Genomic DNA, 16,701 nt, shown 5'->3' with positions numbered 1-16,701 from the left:
CCTGATGTGTTGGCTGTACTGGCCTCATCGCGGGGCAAGCCCGCTCCTACAGGTAAAGCGCCGAACCTGTGGGAGCTGGCCTTGCCAGCGATCGAGCGCGAAGCGTTCGTAATCCAGGCGACACCTGATGTGCTGGCTGTACCGGCCTCATCGCCGGCAAGGCCAGCTCCCACAGCGGTCGCAATCCAGGCGACACAGGCACAAACGTTCTAGCGCTGCGCCAACCAGTAGTCATGCAACGCCCGCGCCGCCGGGGCAATCGCCACTACCCGCTGACGGTGCAAGGTCACGTCCAGATCCGCCGGCAGCTCGAATTCATCCTGTTCGGCCCACCCGGTAATCACCTGCAACGCCTGCGCTTGTGGCACCGGTAGCGCAGGCCAGTTGGCGATGGCCATGCCGCGCAGGTAACCAAAGCACCATTCCTCCGCCAGCGGCAGTGGCTGGCCCAGGTGTTCAGTCTGCTCCAGACGTGGCGCAAACGCCTGCGGCGCCTCAACCAGCTGGGTCGCCAGGCTGTTCAAATGACGGGCACACAGCTCGACAAAGCGCTGGCACTCCTGCGCGCTTTGCCATTCCGGGTTCTGCCCACCCCAGATGGCCGGGAACCACTCGCTGATGTCCACCTGCACCGGGCTCGAAACCAGCGCGGTGAAATAACCGTCGAGCTCCGAGGCGTTGAGCACCGAATGGTCATCGCCGTACCTCTGCAAGGTGGCTTCGAGGAACTCGAAGTCGGCGGCGGCAAGTGGCAGGTCGTGCATGGGAAACTCCTTGGCAGGTCAGGCGCGCGGGCAAAAGGCGGGGAGGATGGCGCTTTGTGCCGCTTTTATCCAGCCCCCGCACGTCAGGCCACCGGAATCAGCGGGTCGGCGGCGGCCAGGGCGGCGGCGCGATCCGCAGCCGGTGGGTAGATCCACACGGTGTTGATCTGGGCCTTGAGAGCCTTGGCTTCTGCCTTCAGCAACTTTGGCTGACGGTCCCAACCCTCGGTGAACACCGCGCCCCAGGCCCCCAGGTCCAGGCAAGTCACGTACTTGGGCTGGCGGTAGGCCAGCGGTGCGACCCCGAGCAGGTCGGCGGCGACATTGTTGCCGGCGTGGCGGCCGAGGGCGATGGCGTGCTGGCAGGACATCAGCGAGTAGTTGCCCAGCTCATCGGTGGCGGCGTAGGCGACATCGCCTGCGGCATAGACATGCTCCTGGCCGATGACCTTGAGGTTGGCATCGACCTGCAGGCGCCCCTGGCCGTTACGCTCGCCGGGCACCTGTTCGGTCAGCGGGTTGGCGCGAAAACCGACGGTCCAGATCACCGTGCTGGCGTCGATCCGCCGGCCATCGGCCAGGGTCACGCCGTGAGCATCGACCAACTCCACTGTGGCATCAAGCAGCCACTCGATGCCCAGCTGTTCGCTGGCCTCGACAATCGCCGGGGCAATAGCCTCGCCCATGGCCGCAGCCACCTTGCTGGCGCGGTCGACAATGATCACCCGCACTTCGCTGTCATCCCCCAGTGCCGCTCGCAAACGCGCAGGCATTTCGGTGGCGGTTTCGATCCCGGTAAAGCCACCGCCGGCGATCACCACGGTATTGCGCGCAAGGCTCAAGGGTTGGGACTTGAGGCTATTGAGGTGCTGCTCAAGGCGCACTGCCGATTCGAGTTCATCGACATCGAAGGCGTACTGGTGCATGCCGGCCAGGTTCGGGCGCATCAGTTGGCTGCCCGCCGCCAGGACCAGGCGGTCGTAGCGCAGTTGCTGCAGGGTGCCGGTTTCGTTGCGGTAGCCGACGGTTTTCGCCTGGGCATCGATAGCCGTTGCCGAGCCTTTGACAAAGCGCACGCCAACCGCCTCGAACAACGCGCCCAGCGGTGCGAACAGCGTATGCGCGTCGGCCTCGTAGAAGCGAGGACGCATGCGTAACTCGGCCTGCGGGGCGAGTACCGAGACGGTGACGTCCTGACGGTCATGCAAGTCCAACTGCCGCGCCGCGCTCAAGGCGCTCCAGACGCCGGCAAAACCTGCGCCGATAACCAGAATGTGCTGTTGCATGGGAGAGCTCCTGACGACGAATGACCACGGGGCATCAACCGCTACGGTTGACTGCCGATGGCGCAATCGTAAGGGCAGGGCGGCGGCGGCCCCAGGCCAAATACCCCTGAGTTTCGGCCAGGCGGGTCAGGCGGTGCCGCTGAAGCGGCTGCGGTAGTCGCGCGGCGAGATCGACAGATGGCGCTGGAAGGTGCTGCGCATCCGCTCCTCATCGGCAAAACCACACTGGCGGGCGACCTGCTCGATGTTGCCGGTCGAGCTTTCCAGCAGCCGCCGGGCGGCTTCCAGGCGGAACAGTTCGATGGCCTTGGACGGCGTACGGCCAGTCTTGAGCTTGTACATGCGGGTGAAGTTGCGCGGGCTCATGCACGCCTGTTCGGCCAGGCGCTCGACGTTCAGGCGCGGGTCGCCGAGGTTTTCGCTCAGCCACAGGTGCAGGTGCTCAAACGCTGCGGCGTCCTGGCTTTGTGACTGCAGCAGGGTGCTGTACTGGGCCTGGCCGCCCGGGCGCTTGAGGTACACCACCAGCTCGCGGGCTACGGCCATGCTGACCTCGCGACCGCAGTCGGCTTCTACCAGGGCCAGGGCCAGGTCGATGCCGGCGCTGACCCCGGCCGACGTCCATACCGTACCCTGTTGGATGAAGATCGCATCGGCATCCACCTCGATGGCCGGGAATGCCTGCTTGAGGGTGTCGCACATGGCCCAGTGGGTGGCGGCGCGGCGCCCGTCGAGCAGGCCGGCCTTGGCCAGCAGAAAGGCCCCGCTGCACACCGAGGCGATACGCCGGGCCCGCGCGGCATTGGCGTGCAGCCAGTTGGTGAGGGTGCTGTAGTGGTCCAGGGTCTGGCAGATCGCCGGGGCGCCGGGGACGATAAAGGTGTCGATGGCCACGGCGGCCAGTTGCTCCAGGCGCGAGGTATCCACGGCCAGGCCCTCGGCACTGGGCACCAGGCCGCCTTCCAGGCTTGCGGTATGCAGTTGGTAACCGGGCAGACCGCGCGCCTGCATGACCCTGGACGCCGCCCAGAACACCGTTTGCGCACCGGTCAGGTCGAGCAGGCCCATCTGTGGGTAGGCGATGAACGCAATGTGGCGGGGCGGGTTCAGGGGCTTCATCGCGGTGGTACTTGGTGGTGGATAGCGGTTGGCAAATTTTACCAGAACGCCGGGCGGCGCACGTCTGCCTGAGCGGCTGACGTGCAGCGTCAACGACGCGAGTAGGCCGCGGGGTCAGCCCATGGGCGTCAACTGGCTCAACTGCTCGGCGCTGGGAAAGCCGAGGGTGCGAAAGCGTGGCGGGTAGAGTTCGCCGTCTTTGCTTAGCAGCTCGCCCAGCAGCGACTCGACCTCGAGCCAGGCAACCACCCGGGTTTGTGCCGAACCATCGGCCTGAGGCTGGACCAGGATCACCCGGTCGGTTTTCGGCAGTGAAGTGAACACGCCCTCGGTCCAGGCCGCTATCGAGAAGCTGCTGCCGGGGGTGTCGGCATCGCTGTAGAGCCTGTGGGTGGCGACGAAGATGTCCTCGGGGTGGGCTTCGTGGATCTTGTCGAGAAACTCTTTTTGCGTGCTATAGAGGCCATGGTGCAACAAGCGCTGCAGGTCGCCCAGGCGCGCTTGCAGGTGCCCGTCCTGCACCTGGAAGGGGACGATCCGGCGGTCCTGGTAGGTGTAGATCCGGCTGGACTGCGCGCGGCCGTTTTCCAGGGCATGAAAGCTCAGCTCGACCATCTGCCGCAGGCCTTCGGCGTCCTTGTCACCGGTGACCATCAGCACATCGCGGCTGGGCATCATGAACACCGGCTGCCCCAATACCGGCACGCGCTGCAGCACGTCGGGCAGCAGCACCCGGCTGGTGTCGTAGCCATCTTGCCAGGCGCCCTGGTACACCCCCGGGAGGATCTGTTCGAAGGCATCGGGGCTGGCGTCGCGCAGGTTGTCGAGGGCGATTGCCAGCGCCTGCTCAAGGGTGATGCCCCAGTCCTGTTGCGGGCCCATGGTCTGGGTCGAGGTGGTGTCGGGGTAGTCCACCGCCAGCAAGGTGACGCAATCCTCCGAGAACGGCTGCCAGGCCAGCGGGCAGGGCGAGTCCCAGCCCTCGCTGCGCACATGGTGCAGGCGGATCTCTTCGAGCATCGCCAGGTTGCGGATCACCGGCCTCAGTAGCGGGCTCACCTGCTCCAGCGGTTGCGGCCCTGTGCTGTTGCGGGTGTCGATCAAGGCGCGCAGGTAACTGGCAAGCACATCGGCTTTGCGCGATTTGTCGGCGTTCAGGTAGTCGCGGTAGGCGTTGTGCAGGTTGAAATAGCCGCTGTCGCCGTAGCGCAGGCGAAACTCGTCGGCCTGGTAGTCCAGGGTCTCGGCATAGCCGCCGGCACGGGCGGCCTTGATGAAGGTCCGGGCAAACCCTTCCTCTGTAGGTGTGCGCCTGAACAGCGTGTCGAAAAGTGCCCTGAACATGTGCGAAGTCCTCCGTGAGCGCGAACTGCGCATGATGCTCGTGGCGTCGGGAGGGGTAAAGCTGAATATGGACTACCTTCACCACAGTCCGGGCACCAGCCTCCAGCGTACCCGCTCGGCATATTCGGCATAGCTTGGCAGTTCGGCACGCAGCAAGCGGTCTTCCAATGCCGTGCGCAGCACCAGCACCAACGCCGCCAGCGTCCCGGGCAGCAGCGCCCACCACGACCCCAGTGCCAGCGCCATGCCAAAAAACAGCGTAATCGCTGCGCTGTAGCCAGGATGACGAACAAACCGGTAGGGGCCGCTGTCGATCACCCGCTGATGGCGCTCGGCCTGGATGCGCACGCCAGGTTCGAAGAACGGATTGACCGCCTGGGCCCAGGCGGTCAGGGCAATACCTTTGAGTACAGCGATGTACCCCAGCAATACCACCCAACCAGGTACTGCTGATTCGTGGAAACGTCCGGCATCCAGAGCCGCCACCGGAAGCACCGCGACCATCGTTGGCAGGATGATCGCCAGCAGCGCCTTGTCCCAGCCTTTAGTGCCGGGCTGAAAGCGGCTGCGGGCGCGATAGATTACCGGATTGACCCTTGCCAGCAGCAGCGCACTGGCACCAAAGCCGCCCACCAGGACTATGAGGAAAGCCCAACCGGGCTTCCAGGCAAGGCTCCCGGCCGGCCAGAAAATCAGCCCCAGCAACGCCAGCGGCAGGCCAGTCGCATAAGCGATGGCTGCGCGTCGTGACATAGGCTCGGGGTCCCGTGGCTGTTCGCTGTTCATCATCTGCGCACTTCTGTGGGTTTACAGGGCGGCTGGCTCCGGGCAAGGGCTCCGCCCGATTTTGCAACCCCGCACGCGGCTGAATGCACCGCTGCCCGCTGGCCCCCCGTTCCTCTGTGGGCATTTTTGGTGCTAAATAGGCCGCTCAGGTAATTCGCCCAGACCCTGCAGCGTCATGCCGTGCAATGAGAACAACTATGAGAACCCATCTTGAAATTCGTCAAGTCCCTGTGCTCCAGACCCCTTGTGATGGAAGCCTTCACCCAGTCAGCCATCAACAGTCGGCGGTAGCAGCATGATCGAAGTCACAGAGGTTTCCATTGCCCAGCTGCGCGCTGCGCTCGAGTCCGGCCAGACCACTGCGGTTGAGCTGGTTAAAGCCTACCTGGCGCGCATCGACGCCTACGACGGCCCGAACACTGCCACCAAGCTCAACGCCGTGGTGGTGCGTAACCCCGAAGCCTTGAGTGAAGCACAGGCTTCCGATGCGCGCCGTGCCAAGGGCCAGGCCCTCGGTCCGCTCGACGGCATCCCTTACACCGCCAAGGACAGCTACCTGGTCAAGGGCCTGACCGCCGCCTCCGGCAGCCCGGCCTTCGCTGACCTGGTGGCCTATCGCGACGCCTTCACCATTGAACGCCTGCGCGCTGCCGGCGCCATCTGCCTGGGCAAGACCAACATGCCGCCGATGGCTAACGGCGGCATGCAGCGCGGGGTCTACGGCCGCGCCGAAAGCCCGTACAACGCCGACTACCTGACGGCACCCTTTGCCTCGGGCTCGTCCAACGGTGCCGGTACCGCCACCGCCGCAAGCTTCGCGGCTTTCGGCCTGGCGGAAGAAACCTGGTCGAGCGGCCGCGGCCCGGCCTCGAACAACGGCCTGTGCGCCTACACACCGTCGCGCGGGGTGATCTCGGTGCGCGGCAACTGGCCGCTGACGCCGACCATGGACGTGGTGGTGCCCTTTGCCCGGACCATGGCCGACCTGCTGGAAGTGCTCGACATCGTCGTCGCCGAAGACCCGGACAAACGCGGCGACCTGTGGCGCCTGCAGCCTTGGGTGCCGATCCCGAGCGTCGACTCGGTACGCCCGGCGTCCTACCACGAGCTTGCGGCCGATGCCGCCGCGCTCAAGGGCAAGCGTTTCGGCGTGCCGCGCATGTACATCAACGCCGACCCTGAGGCCGGCACCAGCGAAGCCCCTGGCATCGGCGGCCCGACCGGGCAGCGGATCAACACCCGAGCGTCGGTGATCGCCCTCTGGGAGCAAGCGCGCAAGGCCCTGGAAGCGGCTGGCGCGCAAGTGATCGAAGTCGATTTCCCTCTGGTGTCCAATTGCGAAGGTGATCGCCCTGGCGCGCCGACCGTGTTCAATCGCGGCCTGGTGTCCAAGGAGTTCCTCCACCACGAGCTGTGGGACCTGACTGCCTGGGCCTTCGATGATTTTCTCCAGGCCAACGGCGACCCGCAACTCAAGCGCCTGGTCGACGTCGACGGGCCGAAGATTTTCCCGCATGATCCGGGCACGCTGCCCAACCGCGAAGGCGACCTGGCCGCTGGCATGGACGAGTACGTGCGTATGGCCGAGCGCGGCATCACCCCGTGGGACCAGATCAGCACCGTGCCGGATGGCCTGCGCGGCCTGGAAAAGACCCGGCGCATCGACCTCGAAGACTGGATGGATGCACTCAAGCTCGACGTGGTGATCTTCCCGACCGTGGCCGACGTTGGCCCGGCCAACGCCGATGTCGATCCTGCGTCTGCCGACATTGCCTGGAGCAACGGCGTGTGGGTGGCCAACGGCAACCTGGCGATTCGTCACCTGGGCGTGCCGACGGTGACCGTGCCGATGGGCGTGATGGCCGATATCGGCATGCCGGTGGGCTTGACCTTTGCCGGCCGCGCCTACGACGATTCGTCGTTGCTGCGCCTGGCGGCGGCGTTTGAATCGACCGGGTCCAAGCGCCTGGTGCCACCGCGCACGCCAGCGCTGGCCAGCGGCAAGTAAGCAAAAGGGGCGGGTGACCGCCCTTTTTTAGTTCCCCAGACACGAGATACCCATGGCTAACCAAGACATCAGCTTCATCCCCGACCCGGACGCCGAGTCGATCTCCTCCGACGTTGCCGGTTTCGCTGGCATCCTGGTCTCGACCCAGATCCCCACCCGTGCCGACGGCAGCCTGGAACTGGGCGATATCACTGCCCAGAGCGAGTGCACCCTGCAAGCGCTCAAGGTCGCCCTGGAGCGTGCCGGCAGCTCCATGGACCGGGTCCTGCACCTGACCATCTACCTTACCGACATGGCCGAGCGTGCTGCTTTCAACGAGGTTTACCAGCGCTTCTTCGCCAAGCCCTGGCCAGTGCGTGCCGCGGTTGGCGTGGCTTCGCTGGCAGTGGAAGGCATGCGTGTGGAAGTAACGGCGATGGCGGCCAAGGCCTGAGACCGTTTGTGTGGGAGCGCCAGCTCCCACAGCCACCGGGCAGGCTACGGGTGCCGATCGGGCGTTTCGCCGCTACAATGCGCGCCTCGACCGTGACAGCCTGACTAAAAAAACATGTCCCTGCCCAAGCATCACCTGGAATTGCTCAGCCCCGCCCGCGATGTCGCCATCGCCCGCGAGGCCATTTTGCATGGCGCCGACGCCGTGTACCTCGGCGGCCCGAGCTTCGGCGCTCGCCACAATGCCTGCAACGACGTCAGCGATATCGCCCAGTTGGTGGAATTCGCCCATCGCTACCACGCCCGGGTGTTCACCACCATCAACACCATCCTCCACGACAACGAGCTGGAGCCGGCGCGCAAGCTGATCCACGAACTGTACGATGCCGGCGTCGACGCGCTGATCGTCCAGGACCTGGGGGTGATGGAACTGGACATCCCGCCGATCGAGCTGCACGCCAGCACCCAGACCGACATCCGCACCCTGGCCCGGGCCAAGTTCCTCGACCAGGCCGGCTTTTCCCAGCTGGTACTGGCCCGTGAGCTGAACCTGCAGGAAATCCGTGCCATCGCCGACGAAACCGACGCGGCGATCGAGTTCTTCATTCACGGCGCGTTGTGCGTGGCCTTCTCCGGCCAGTGCAACATTTCCCACGCCCAGACCGGCCGCAGTGCCAACCGTGGCGACTGCTCCCAGGCCTGCCGCCTGCCGTACACCCTCAAAGACGAGAAGGGCGGGGTGATCGCCTACGAGAAGCACCTGCTGTCGATGAAGGACAACAACCAGAGCGCCAACATCCGTGCCCTGGTCGAGGCCGGTGTGCGCTCGTTCAAGATCGAAGGGCGCTACAAGGACATGGGCTATGTGAAGAACATCACCGCCTACTATCGCCAGCGCCTGGACGCCGTGCTCGAAGACCGCCCGGACCTGGCCCGCGCCTCCAGCGGGCGTACCGCGCATTTCTTCCTGCCCGACCCGGACAAGACCTTCCACCGCGGCAGCACCGACTACTTTGTCAGCGAGCGCAAGATCGACATCGGCGCCTTCGACTCGCCGACCTTCACCGGCCTGCCGGTGGGCGTGGTTGAAAAAGTCGGCAAGCGTGACCTGCAGGTGGTCACCCATGAGCCACTGTCCAACGGCGACGGCCTCAATGTGCTGGTCAAGCGCGAAGTGGTGGGTTTTCGCGCCAACATCGCCGAGGCAAAAGGCGAGTTCGATGAAGACGGCGAGAAGCGCTACCGCTACCGCGTCGAGCCCAACGAGATGCCCAAGGGCATGCACCAGCTGCGGCCCAACCATCCGCTGAGCCGCAACCTTGACCACAACTGGCAGCAGGCCCTGCAGAAGACCTCGGCCGAGCGCCGTATCGGCCTGGCCTGGGTCGCGCAGTTGAGCGAGCAGCGCCTGGCCCTGACCGCCACCAGCGAGGAGGGCATCAGTGCCAGCGTCGCCCTGGACGGTCCGTTCGGTTTGGCCAACAAGCCGGAGCAGGCGCTGGAGCAACTGTGCGACCTGCTCGGCCAGCTGGGCACCACCGAGTACCATGCCACCGACGTTCAGCTTGATGCGCCGCAGGCGTATTTCATCCCCAACTCGCAGCTCAAGGCGCTGCGCCGCGAGGTCATCGAAGCGCTGACCGCCGCGCGTATCCAGGCGCACCCGCGCGGTGGCCGCAAGGCCGAGACCAACCCGCCGCCGGTGTACCCGGAGTCGCACCTGTCGTTTCTGGCCAATGTCTACAACCAGAAGGCCCGCGACTTCTATCACCGTCACGGGGTCAAGCTGATCGACGCCGCCTACGAGGCCCACGAAGAGCCGGGCGAAGTACCGGTGATGATCACCAAGCACTGCCTGCGCTTCTCCTTCAACCTGTGCCCCAAGCAGGCCAAGGGCGTTACCGGCGTGCGCACCAAGGTCGCGCCGATGCAGCTGATTCACGGCGATGAAGTGCTGACCCTGAAGTTCGACTGCAAGCCGTGCGAAATGCACGTGATCGGCAAGATGAAAGGCCACATCCTCGGCCTGCCGCAACCGGGTAGCGTGCAACAGGTGGTGGGCCACATCAGCCCTGAAGACCTGCTCAAGACCATCCCCCGCGCACCGCACTGAGTGAGGCATCGCGGGGCAAGTCGAAGCGTCGCCCCGCGATCGTAACTAAGGTGCAGGCTGCACTGACAGCGCCGCATGCGCCTTGAGCTCTGCATCGATGAAGGCTGCGATCATTGCCCGGTAAACCCGCTCGACCACCTCTTCAGATGCGCCGGACTCCACGGCCAGGGCGCGCACTTTGGCGATCACCTGCTCGACCCGTGCCGGGGCGCGGACATCGTCGTGGGTTTTCTTGAACGCCGCCGCCTGGTTGACCAGGTTGCCGCGCCGGGCGAGCAGGGCGACCAGTTCGCGGTCGATGCCGTCGATGTGGTGGCGAACTTCTTCGATCGAGGTGCAGTGTACGTCCATGTGAACTCCTTTCAGTAGACAGCGTGGCGGTAGCCAGTTGATTTCCAGTAGTATGCCTGAACGGACTCTGGCCCCTGAAGTGTGGGGCCGACAGCCAGGAAGGTAACGTGACTCTACAACTGCAAATCCAACAGATCTTCAGCGGCCTGGCCTTTGCCAGGCCGTTGTTCTATAGCTACCCGCAAGGCCTGCGCTTTGAGCTGGCCGAAGGCGCCGGGACCCTCGAGCGCTTTCTGCTGGCGGTCAGCAAGGCAACCACGGTGTGCCGCGACCTGTTTGCCGGCGAGCAATCGATGGTGGTGTGCCTGCGCGTGCACTCCAACGGTAATGGTTTTGCCCATCGCGACGTGTTGCGTGACCTGCGTGCCGCCGGTATTCGCATCCCCGCCCAGCGCTCGCTGTGGAGCCAGCGGCTGGACCCGGACGACTGGTTCGAAGAGCACCAGCCCGAGTACTGGCTGCACCTCGCCTTCGAGGCGCCACTGTCGCTGCTGCAACCGGTGCTCTGGTGCGCATTGGCCGATAATCCGGGGACCATTCGCCCGAGCCCTTGCTGCGGTGTCTACCTGTTCAACCTCAACCAGCGGTTGATGGCCTTGCCCTATGACGATCGGGGCATGGATGTGGTGGGCCCCAACCATGACGTGCTCTCGCTGTTGTACCGTCAGCATCAGCCGTGGCTGCTGGACTACGACCGCGAGCGCATGGACGCGGCCTTCGCCACTGTCTTGCACTGATTCACTGCACCGACTCGATCCGCCAGCGCCAAGTGCCCCGTGGGTTGTCTTCTGCGCTGCGGACGAACACGCCGTAGTCGCTCAGGTAGTTGTAATGTTCGACCCACCGGCGCTTGCCAGTGCTTAGCCAGGTGCAGGTCAGCGGCTTGGCGCTGCCCTGCAATGCCGGGTGCAGCCTGCTGGCCGGTTGCTCCCGGCCAACCTTGCAGTGGGTGGTACGGGCGACGGCGGCGCTGACTGACTTTATTTGATTGACGTGCGTCGTGGTGTAGCTCAATTGCGCATGGGCGGGCATGGCCTTCCAGTCGCCACTGAATGACAGCGCGATCAAGCGCTCGCTCGCGTCTTGTTCCTGCCCGGTCATGATGTCGATACCGCGTGCGGCCAGCTCGAACAGGCCGCGAAACGTCAGTTGCAGCTGTTGCGCTATTGCCGGGTCCACGGCCTGCAGCAACAGCTGGCTGGAGCGGCTGTCGTTGCTGAGGAACACCTGACGCGGCCTGTCAGCGGCATCGTGCCCGTCTTTCAGGCTGGCGTCGTAGCGGTAATCCAGCCGTTGTAGCGTCAGGCGCGGCGGCGGCAGGTTCAAGGCGGCGATGGCCGCGAGCACTTCAGGCTGGGCCCTGGGGGGCAGGAACGGCGGCGGCAACGGCGTGCGGGCGGTCAGTGACGGGAGGTTGCCAAGCTCGGCCGGCGGCTGGCAGGCGGCCTTGAACAACTGCTGGTAGTAGCGCGGTGCCTGCCGGTAAAACTCGCTGAAGGGCGGTGTCTTGAGCCGGTCGCTGTCAGCGCGGTTGTCGTTGTCGAGCATCAACTGGCTGAGACGGCGGATGAGCTGCCGGTCGCAGTAGAATGCCAGGCGCTCGCGGCTGTGCAGGGCCATCACCACGTGGCCGTATTCCATCGGGTAGCGGCGGCGCTGAATGCCGGTCCAGGCGTAGGTAATGCCATCCTGTTGCTGCAGGCTGTTGCGGTCGATCAGCAGCCAGTCCTGATCTTCCTCCAGGTTGAGCACCCGCCAGTCGGGGGCCGGACGTTGGGCACACACCTGTTGCAGTTGCGCGCTGTGCTGCAGTTGCTGACGCTGGAGCTGGGGCAGGTGGCCGCTGCTTGGCTGGTCGGTGAAGGGCTGCATGCGGTCCTGAACCTGGTAAGCCATGCTCGCCCAGCCTTCGCTGCACGAGGCATCGAAACGCACCAGCGGCAGTGGACTGTTGGCTCGCGAGACCAGGTAAGTGACCCGCTCGCCTTCGCGCACGATGGCGTCCGGGAGCACCGGCAGGGCGACGGATTCGTTGAAAATCGCCAGCCCCGGATCGACCTGCGTTTGCGAAGGTACGGAGTTGCAAGCGGCCAGGGCCAGTAGCGGGATCCCCGCTGCAAGGGCGCGAAGGGCGAAGCGGGCGAGGGCATCCATGCGCATGAGCTCTTGGGTCAAAGCGCGGATTGTATCTAATGCCCGCTCCAAGCTGTATGCCTGGCGCTATCCCTTGGTACGCCAGATCTGCGGCCAATGGGCGGTATCCACACTGTCGCACCAGCTCATCCGGCTAAATGACTTGAGCTGCATCACGGCTCCGTCATAGCGCCAGGTTGCGTTCGCGCCGCAGTAGCGCCCTCCTGGCTGCAACTGGGTCAGCTCGCCGCGGGCCGGGTCGAACTTGAAAAAGCCATACATCTCGCCGCCCAGTACATCATGCTTGGGGACCGAGATGTGCAGCGAGGTGGGTTGATAGGGCGCTGTTCGCAAGGCGCGGTAGTAGCTGTACATGCAACCCTGGGCCGCACAGCCGTAACGCAGGCCTACCAGCACATGGGTCGCGTCCAGGGCCGAGACCTCGGCTTCGGCTTGCCAGTTGTCATACTCGGGTTCGCTCCACTCAAGCCGGGTGATGGCAATGACTGCGTCGGCGATTGCCTTCTGTTCGGCATCGCTCACCCCTGGCGGCGGTGTGAAGGGGGCGAGGGTGGGTGTCGGCGGTGCTGGCGGCAGCTGGCTGTCGGGGCGCGTGCCGGGGTTTACGAAAGCGCTGGGGTGACCGATGCGTCCTTGCACTGAGTCGATAAACAGCAAGGAGGCACTCAGGCCCTGCAGCGATACCGGGTGCTGGCCGTTGGTAGTGTCCAATGACAGGGTCTGGCCGTTGCGCAGTTGGCGCAGCAACCGAACCGCGACGTCGCCTTTTGCGTGATAGCGCATCTGCCCCTGCGAGCCCGGCCGGAATCCCGCTGGCGCAGGGCCGCCGTCGACCAGCAGCCTGGCGCTCAGGTCGACACTGGCGTCGGTGAACAGGGTCAAGGCGGTGGCACCTTCCGCCCCGGCTTCACGAACAAGCTCAAGGCCCATGCCCTGATCGACGCTACTCGACACGGCGGTACAGCGCCGGGTGTTGTCGCAGCCCACGACCCATTCCTTGAACTGCTTGAGCACCGGCTCCTGTTCCGGTTCCGGCGCGGCCAGGGCCAGGGCCGGCAGGAGCATCAAGGGCAGCCAGTTCCATCTTGCGTCAACCATTGTGGTTCAATCCTGCGGGGTAAGCGAACGTGCGTTTTGGCCGGGCATCATCGCAGAAGCCTGGCCAACTTCAAGCCGGTGGCCGATGAGAACTCCGACGCTGCTGTGGTATCCAACGGGTATGACACGGGAGGTAACTGCAATGAACAGCAATGACCGCGACAAGCCCGCCAACGAGACGGACAAGCCTGCTGAAGACAACGACCCTGCCAACCGGCCGATCACCCCGACCACCCATCGTACCCAGGCAGACGCCGCCGAAGAGCTCAGCCGCAAAATCGCCGAGATCGAACGCAAGGTGGCCGACGGCAATTAATCGTGCGTCGTGAGCATTCGCTGCACCGCAGCGAGCACGACATCCGGCGCTTCGCGGTGGGGCAGGTGGTGGCAATCATCGATGAGCTGGTAGTGGCCAGGGCCTGACGTCAGTTGGGCAATGCGCTTGGGATGAAGCTCGGAGCCATATTCATCGTGCACGCCGTGAAGGGCCAGCAGCGGGCAAGCGAGGGTGTCGATCACGCTTTCGATAGTCCACGGGCTGAAGGCCGGCGACAGCCAGGTACCGGTCCAGGCCTCCAGCACCCACGTGGCTTTATCGCCGTGGTACTTCTCCAGGCGCGCCAACTGCCCTGGTTGCCCGAACAGCAGCTGTGCTTCACGTATGCCCTGTACGGTGCGGTCTTCGACGAAGGCCTGGGCCGAGAGGGTGATCAACGCCGTACAATGCTGGCCGTAAAACGCTGCGCAGGCCGCCGCCATGGCGCCGCCAACGCTATGCCCGAGGGCGACGAACCGCTCGATCTGCAGGCTGCGCCGCACATGGCTGAAGCAGCATTCGGCTTCGTCGCGGATAAAGTCCAGCGCCAGGGCCCCGGGATGCGCAGCGGACTGCCCGAAGCCGAGCCGGTCATAGGCGATCACCTCACGCCCGGTGGCCAGGCACAGCTGCTGGGGAAAGTCTCGCCACAGGGCGACGCAGCCCAGGGAGTCATGGAACAGGATGATCGGTGGCCGCTGCGGCTCGCCCGCGACCGTCACAGGGAACCAGCGGCAACAGAACAGCCGCCCGTGGGGGGTGTCGACCCAGAGGGTTTCGCGAGTGGGTAAGTGCATACAGGGCCTCATTGGCATTCAGTTCGCAAGCAGTAAGCGCAAGCCAGCCGTGCTGACCACGGCAATCAGCACCACCGGCAACAAGGGTAGGCGCATGGCGGCGACCAGCGTCACTGCCAGGGCGATCAGGTCGGCGGGCTGGCCGCTGGTGAAGGTGGGGGCGAGCACGGCGACAAGTACGCACCCCGGCGCCGCCTGCAGTACCTCCTGCAGCGGCGGGCTCAGGGTGCGATTGCGCAGCATTATGAAGCCCAACACGCGGGTCAGGTAGGTTACGCAGGCCATCGCCACGATGGTCAGCAAGGTCAGGTTGTCGATCATGACTTGGCCCACAGATAAGCAGATACCAGCCCCGCAAGCGTGCCGGCCAGTACGTACCAGCCGCCAGGAATCAGCAGGTAGAACAGGGCAGCGGTCAGCAGGCTGAACAGCCACGGTAAGGCTGCATGCAGACCGCGCCACATGCCCCGCAGCAATACCAGGAAGACCGCGGCAAAGGCCATGTCGAAGCCGTAGCTGCGCAGGTCGCCAAGTGTCGGGCCGACCAGGGCGCCGAGGGCGGTACAGGCGACCCAGGTCAGCCACAGGCACAGCGCCACCCCGAGGAAATACGCCAGGCTCAAGCGTGCCCGCAGCCGGCTATCGGCCAGGCCCATGGCCCAGCTCTCGTCGCACATGAAAAACAGTGCAGGCAGCGCCTTGCTCAGGGGCACGTGGTGCAGGTAGGGGGCCAAGGTCGCACCCATCAGTAGGTGGCGGCTGTTGACCAGCAGAGTCATTGCCACGATCACCAGCACTTGCACGGGTGATGACCACAGCTCGATGGCGGCGAACTCTGAACCGCCACCAAAATTCAGCCCGGTCATCAGCGCTACCTCGTACACACTCAAGCCCTTGTGCGCAGCTTGCGCCCCCAGCACCAAGGCAAAGGGCACAAAGCCCAGCAGCACCGGCAGTGCCGCCTGTGCACCGCGTATAAACTCGTGGTAGTCATGTTTGCCGGCAATCGCCGGCAGGGTCAGGTCATGTTCAGTCATGTGCACCTCCAGAGCGGCAAATTATTCCAGCCCTGGCGGAAAATTTGATTGCTAAGAAGAGCAAGGTTCTTGGATATTTGGCATCTGAAACTACTATTTTCTGATTTTGTGGAATCGTGCGCCCATGAACCTTGATGCGACAGATCGCCGGATCCTCCGCGCCCTGCAACGCGATGGCCGCCTGCAGAACCTGGAGCTGGCCAAGCAGGTCGGTCTTTCACCTTCGCCGTGTTTGCGGCGCGTGCGCTTGCTGGAGGAGGCAGGCGTGATCGAGCGTTATGTGGCGCTGGTCAATCCGCTCAAGGTGAATGCCGCCGTTACCCTCTTCGTGCGAGTGTGGTTGACCGGTCAGGACGAAGTCACGGTCGACCGTTTTACCGATGCCGTGCGCGAATTGCCGGAGGTGCTGGAGTGCCACCTGATGGCCGGCGACTGTGATTTTCTTCTGCGTGTGGTGGCGTCTGATCTCGACGCCTATCGCCAGTTTCAGATCAAGCACCTGGCGCGGATCAAGGGGGTGCAGAGCTTGAAGACCGAGATCCCGATGCAGAAGATCAAGCTGACCACGGAGTTGCCGATCTGAAGTCGGGAGCAGTCATATGACGCGTAGGGTGGGCCTGGACTGGCGCTACGGGGTGTGTGAACGCTTCGTGGATTGCTGGAAGAACTGAGTTTTTTTCACAGTCGTTGCACTCAGCGTGAGTCAACAGCGCTAAGGGTGAAGGTTTTATATAAAGCAAAGGGCCGCAATGGCCCTTTACTTACAACCAACTCATCTACTTACCGAGTTTATTTGCACAGGGTATAGCTGCCCTGGTGCGCACCGCCCCTGTACAAGTCAAAGCGGTAACCGGCGCCAGCGCCGAAGTTGTAGGAACCACCGGTCAGTGTCCAGGAGCCTGCGCTGACGGAGAATCCGCCGCTTACCTGGTCTACTTCCTGATCGTCCAGCACCCGCAGGGCGGCTGGCGTGGCGGTGGTCATGTCGATGTTTTGTGCATGGGTCATGAGATAGTTACCTCGTTGATACAGTGGGTTCGTCCTAGGTTGATCCCCCCCAGGAGAGGGCCTGGGCGCAGCGTATTACTCATTTTAA

The 16,701-nt window shown here is 64.4% G+C and carries 18 protein-coding genes; 6 read left to right on the top strand and 12 right to left on the bottom strand.

The window, feature by feature from the left end; all coding sequences use genetic code 11:
- Positions 1–209: 209 nt before the first annotated feature.
- From NLX68_RS03415 to NLX68_RS03395, 5 genes are all read right to left on the bottom strand, one after another.
- Complete coding sequence (locus NLX68_RS03415; RefSeq protein ID WP_254282681.1) at positions 210–764, bottom strand: UPF0149 family protein; 555 nt, start codon at positions 762–764, stop codon at positions 210–212.
- A gap of 83 nt (positions 765–847) precedes the next feature.
- Positions 848–2,050, bottom strand: coding sequence for an NAD(P)/FAD-dependent oxidoreductase (locus NLX68_RS03410; protein ID WP_254282680.1), 1,203 nt, complete (start codon positions 2,048–2,050; stop codon positions 848–850).
- Between the two features lie 126 nt (positions 2,051–2,176).
- Positions 2,177–3,169: a GlxA family transcriptional regulator gene (locus NLX68_RS03405; RefSeq protein WP_254282679.1), complete on the bottom strand. Its 993-nt coding sequence runs from the start codon at positions 3,167–3,169 to the stop codon at positions 2,177–2,179.
- A gap of 114 nt (positions 3,170–3,283) precedes the next feature.
- Positions 3,284–4,513 carry a hypothetical protein gene (locus NLX68_RS03400; RefSeq protein WP_254282678.1) on the bottom strand — a complete coding sequence of 410 codons (1,230 nt, stop codon included), beginning with the start codon at positions 4,511–4,513 and terminating at the stop codon, positions 3,284–3,286.
- A gap of 78 nt (positions 4,514–4,591) precedes the next feature.
- A complete protein-coding gene (locus tag NLX68_RS03395; RefSeq protein WP_254282677.1) occupies positions 4,592–5,266 on the bottom strand; it encodes an isoprenylcysteine carboxylmethyltransferase family protein in 675 nt (224 codons plus the stop codon).
- Positions 5,267–5,594: 328 nt separating this feature from the next.
- Here NLX68_RS03395 and NLX68_RS03390 point away from each other — a divergent pair, with 328 nt between their 5' ends.
- The 3 genes from NLX68_RS03390 to NLX68_RS03380 all read left to right on the top strand — a co-directional run bounded on the left by NLX68_RS03390 (position 5,595) and on the right by NLX68_RS03380 (position 9,852).
- Positions 5,595–7,307 (top strand): amidase, encoded by a 1,713-nt coding sequence (locus tag NLX68_RS03390; protein WP_254282676.1) that lies wholly within the window; start codon positions 5,595–5,597, stop codon positions 7,305–7,307.
- Between the two features lie 52 nt (positions 7,308–7,359).
- Positions 7,360–7,740 carry a RidA family protein gene (locus NLX68_RS03385; RefSeq protein WP_010225593.1) on the top strand — a complete coding sequence of 127 codons (381 nt, stop codon included), beginning with the start codon at positions 7,360–7,362 and terminating at the stop codon, positions 7,738–7,740.
- A gap of 114 nt (positions 7,741–7,854) precedes the next feature.
- The gene (locus NLX68_RS03380; protein ID WP_254282675.1) at positions 7,855–9,852 is read left to right on the top strand and encodes a U32 family peptidase; all 1,998 of its coding nucleotides are present in this window, start codon (positions 7,855–7,857) and stop codon (positions 9,850–9,852) included.
- Between the two features lie 45 nt (positions 9,853–9,897).
- On the opposite strand, the gene NLX68_RS03375 is transcribed toward NLX68_RS03380, so the two are convergent.
- Positions 9,898–10,203 (bottom strand): chorismate mutase, encoded by a 306-nt coding sequence (locus NLX68_RS03375; RefSeq protein WP_010225597.1) that lies wholly within the window; start codon positions 10,201–10,203, stop codon positions 9,898–9,900.
- A gap of 107 nt (positions 10,204–10,310) precedes the next feature.
- Between NLX68_RS03375 and NLX68_RS03370 the strand changes: the two genes are divergently transcribed.
- Positions 10,311–10,940, top strand: coding sequence for a DUF3885 domain-containing protein (locus tag NLX68_RS03370; protein WP_254282674.1), 630 nt, complete (start codon positions 10,311–10,313; stop codon positions 10,938–10,940).
- Between the two features lies 1 nt (position 10,941).
- Here NLX68_RS03370 and NLX68_RS03365 read toward each other — a convergent pair whose 3' ends face one another.
- Both NLX68_RS03365 and NLX68_RS03360 read right to left on the bottom strand, forming a co-directional pair.
- Positions 10,942–12,357, bottom strand: coding sequence for a hypothetical protein (locus NLX68_RS03365; protein WP_254282673.1), 1,416 nt, complete (start codon positions 12,355–12,357; stop codon positions 10,942–10,944).
- Positions 12,358–12,423: 66 nt separating this feature from the next.
- Positions 12,424–13,455 (bottom strand): DUF1176 domain-containing protein, encoded by a 1,032-nt coding sequence (locus NLX68_RS03360; RefSeq protein WP_254282672.1) that lies wholly within the window; start codon positions 13,453–13,455, stop codon positions 12,424–12,426.
- Positions 13,456–13,597: 142 nt separating this feature from the next.
- On the opposite strand from NLX68_RS03360, the gene NLX68_RS03355 reads away from it, so the two are divergent.
- Positions 13,598–13,771 carry a hypothetical protein gene (locus tag NLX68_RS03355; RefSeq protein WP_162835463.1) on the top strand — a complete coding sequence of 58 codons (174 nt, stop codon included), beginning with the start codon at positions 13,598–13,600 and terminating at the stop codon, positions 13,769–13,771.
- Here NLX68_RS03355 and NLX68_RS03350 read toward each other — a convergent pair.
- The 3 genes from NLX68_RS03350 to NLX68_RS03340 are packed head-to-tail and all read right to left on the bottom strand — an operon-like array spanning position 13,768 to position 15,605.
- Positions 13,768–14,568 carry an alpha/beta fold hydrolase gene (locus tag NLX68_RS03350; RefSeq protein ID WP_254282671.1) on the bottom strand — a complete coding sequence of 267 codons (801 nt, stop codon included), beginning with the start codon at positions 14,566–14,568 and terminating at the stop codon, positions 13,768–13,770. The two genes, NLX68_RS03355 and NLX68_RS03350, sit on opposite strands and share 4 nt — an antisense overlap.
- Positions 14,569–14,586: 18 nt before the next feature.
- Positions 14,587–14,889, bottom strand: a complete 303-nt coding sequence (locus NLX68_RS03345; RefSeq protein ID WP_254282670.1) for an AzlD family protein — start codon at positions 14,887–14,889, stop codon at positions 14,587–14,589.
- A complete protein-coding gene (locus NLX68_RS03340; protein WP_254282669.1) occupies positions 14,886–15,605 on the bottom strand; it encodes an AzlC family ABC transporter permease in 720 nt (239 codons plus the stop codon). The genes NLX68_RS03345 and NLX68_RS03340 overlap by 4 nt, the downstream gene beginning before the upstream one ends.
- 124 nt (positions 15,606–15,729) lie before the next feature.
- On the opposite strand from NLX68_RS03340, the gene NLX68_RS03335 reads away from it, so the two are divergent.
- Positions 15,730–16,188 carry an Lrp/AsnC family transcriptional regulator gene (locus NLX68_RS03335; protein WP_254282668.1) on the top strand — a complete coding sequence of 153 codons (459 nt, stop codon included), beginning with the start codon at positions 15,730–15,732 and terminating at the stop codon, positions 16,186–16,188.
- 206 nt (positions 16,189–16,394) lie between these two features.
- On the opposite strand, the gene NLX68_RS03330 is transcribed toward NLX68_RS03335, so the two are convergent.
- Positions 16,395–16,613, bottom strand: a complete 219-nt coding sequence (locus tag NLX68_RS03330; protein WP_010225604.1) for a hypothetical protein — start codon at positions 16,611–16,613, stop codon at positions 16,395–16,397.
- Between the last annotated feature and the right edge of the window lie 88 nt (positions 16,614–16,701).

Source organism: Pseudomonas sp. SBB6, assembly GCF_024213215.1.
Classification (GTDB): Bacteria; Pseudomonadota; Gammaproteobacteria; order Pseudomonadales; family Pseudomonadaceae; genus Aquipseudomonas; species Aquipseudomonas donghuensis.
Note: the sequence above shows the minus strand (reverse complement) of the source record. Positions and strands in the feature narration are given on the sequence as shown.

Excerpts from the sequence above, each read along its gene's own strand:
- NLX68_RS03415 (WP_254282681.1), bottom strand. The coding sequence starts at position 764 with ATGCACGACCTGCCACTTGCCGCCGCCGACTTCGAGTTCCTCGAAGCC.
- NLX68_RS03410 (WP_254282680.1), bottom strand. The coding sequence starts at position 2,050 with ATGCAACAGCACATTCTGGTTATCGGCGCAGGTTTTGCCGGCGTCTGG.
- NLX68_RS03405 (WP_254282679.1), bottom strand. The coding sequence starts at position 3,169 with ATGAAGCCCCTGAACCCGCCCCGCCACATTGCGTTCATCGCCTACCCA.
- NLX68_RS03400 (WP_254282678.1), bottom strand. The coding sequence starts at position 4,513 with ATGTTCAGGGCACTTTTCGACACGCTGTTCAGGCGCACACCTACAGAG.
- NLX68_RS03395 (WP_254282677.1), bottom strand. The coding sequence starts at position 5,266 with ATGTCACGACGCGCAGCCATCGCTTATGCGACTGGCCTGCCGCTGGCG.
- NLX68_RS03390 (WP_254282676.1), top strand. The coding sequence starts at position 5,595 with ATGATCGAAGTCACAGAGGTTTCCATTGCCCAGCTGCGCGCTGCGCTC.
- NLX68_RS03385 (WP_010225593.1), top strand. The coding sequence starts at position 7,360 with ATGGCTAACCAAGACATCAGCTTCATCCCCGACCCGGACGCCGAGTCG.
- NLX68_RS03380 (WP_254282675.1), top strand. The coding sequence starts at position 7,855 with ATGTCCCTGCCCAAGCATCACCTGGAATTGCTCAGCCCCGCCCGCGAT.
- NLX68_RS03375 (WP_010225597.1), bottom strand. The coding sequence starts at position 10,203 with ATGGACGTACACTGCACCTCGATCGAAGAAGTTCGCCACCACATCGAC.
- NLX68_RS03365 (WP_254282673.1), bottom strand. The coding sequence starts at position 12,357 with ATGGATGCCCTCGCCCGCTTCGCCCTTCGCGCCCTTGCAGCGGGGATC.
- NLX68_RS03360 (WP_254282672.1), bottom strand. The coding sequence starts at position 13,455 with ATGGTTGACGCAAGATGGAACTGGCTGCCCTTGATGCTCCTGCCGGCC.
- NLX68_RS03355 (WP_162835463.1), top strand. The coding sequence starts at position 13,598 with ATGAACAGCAATGACCGCGACAAGCCCGCCAACGAGACGGACAAGCCT.
- NLX68_RS03350 (WP_254282671.1), bottom strand. The coding sequence starts at position 14,568 with ATGCACTTACCCACTCGCGAAACCCTCTGGGTCGACACCCCCCACGGG.
- NLX68_RS03345 (WP_254282670.1), bottom strand. The coding sequence starts at position 14,889 with ATGATCGACAACCTGACCTTGCTGACCATCGTGGCGATGGCCTGCGTA.
- NLX68_RS03340 (WP_254282669.1), bottom strand. The coding sequence starts at position 15,605 with ATGACTGAACATGACCTGACCCTGCCGGCGATTGCCGGCAAACATGAC.
- NLX68_RS03335 (WP_254282668.1), top strand. The coding sequence starts at position 15,730 with ATGAACCTTGATGCGACAGATCGCCGGATCCTCCGCGCCCTGCAACGC.
- NLX68_RS03330 (WP_010225604.1), bottom strand. The coding sequence starts at position 16,613 with ATGACCCATGCACAAAACATCGACATGACCACCGCCACGCCAGCCGCC.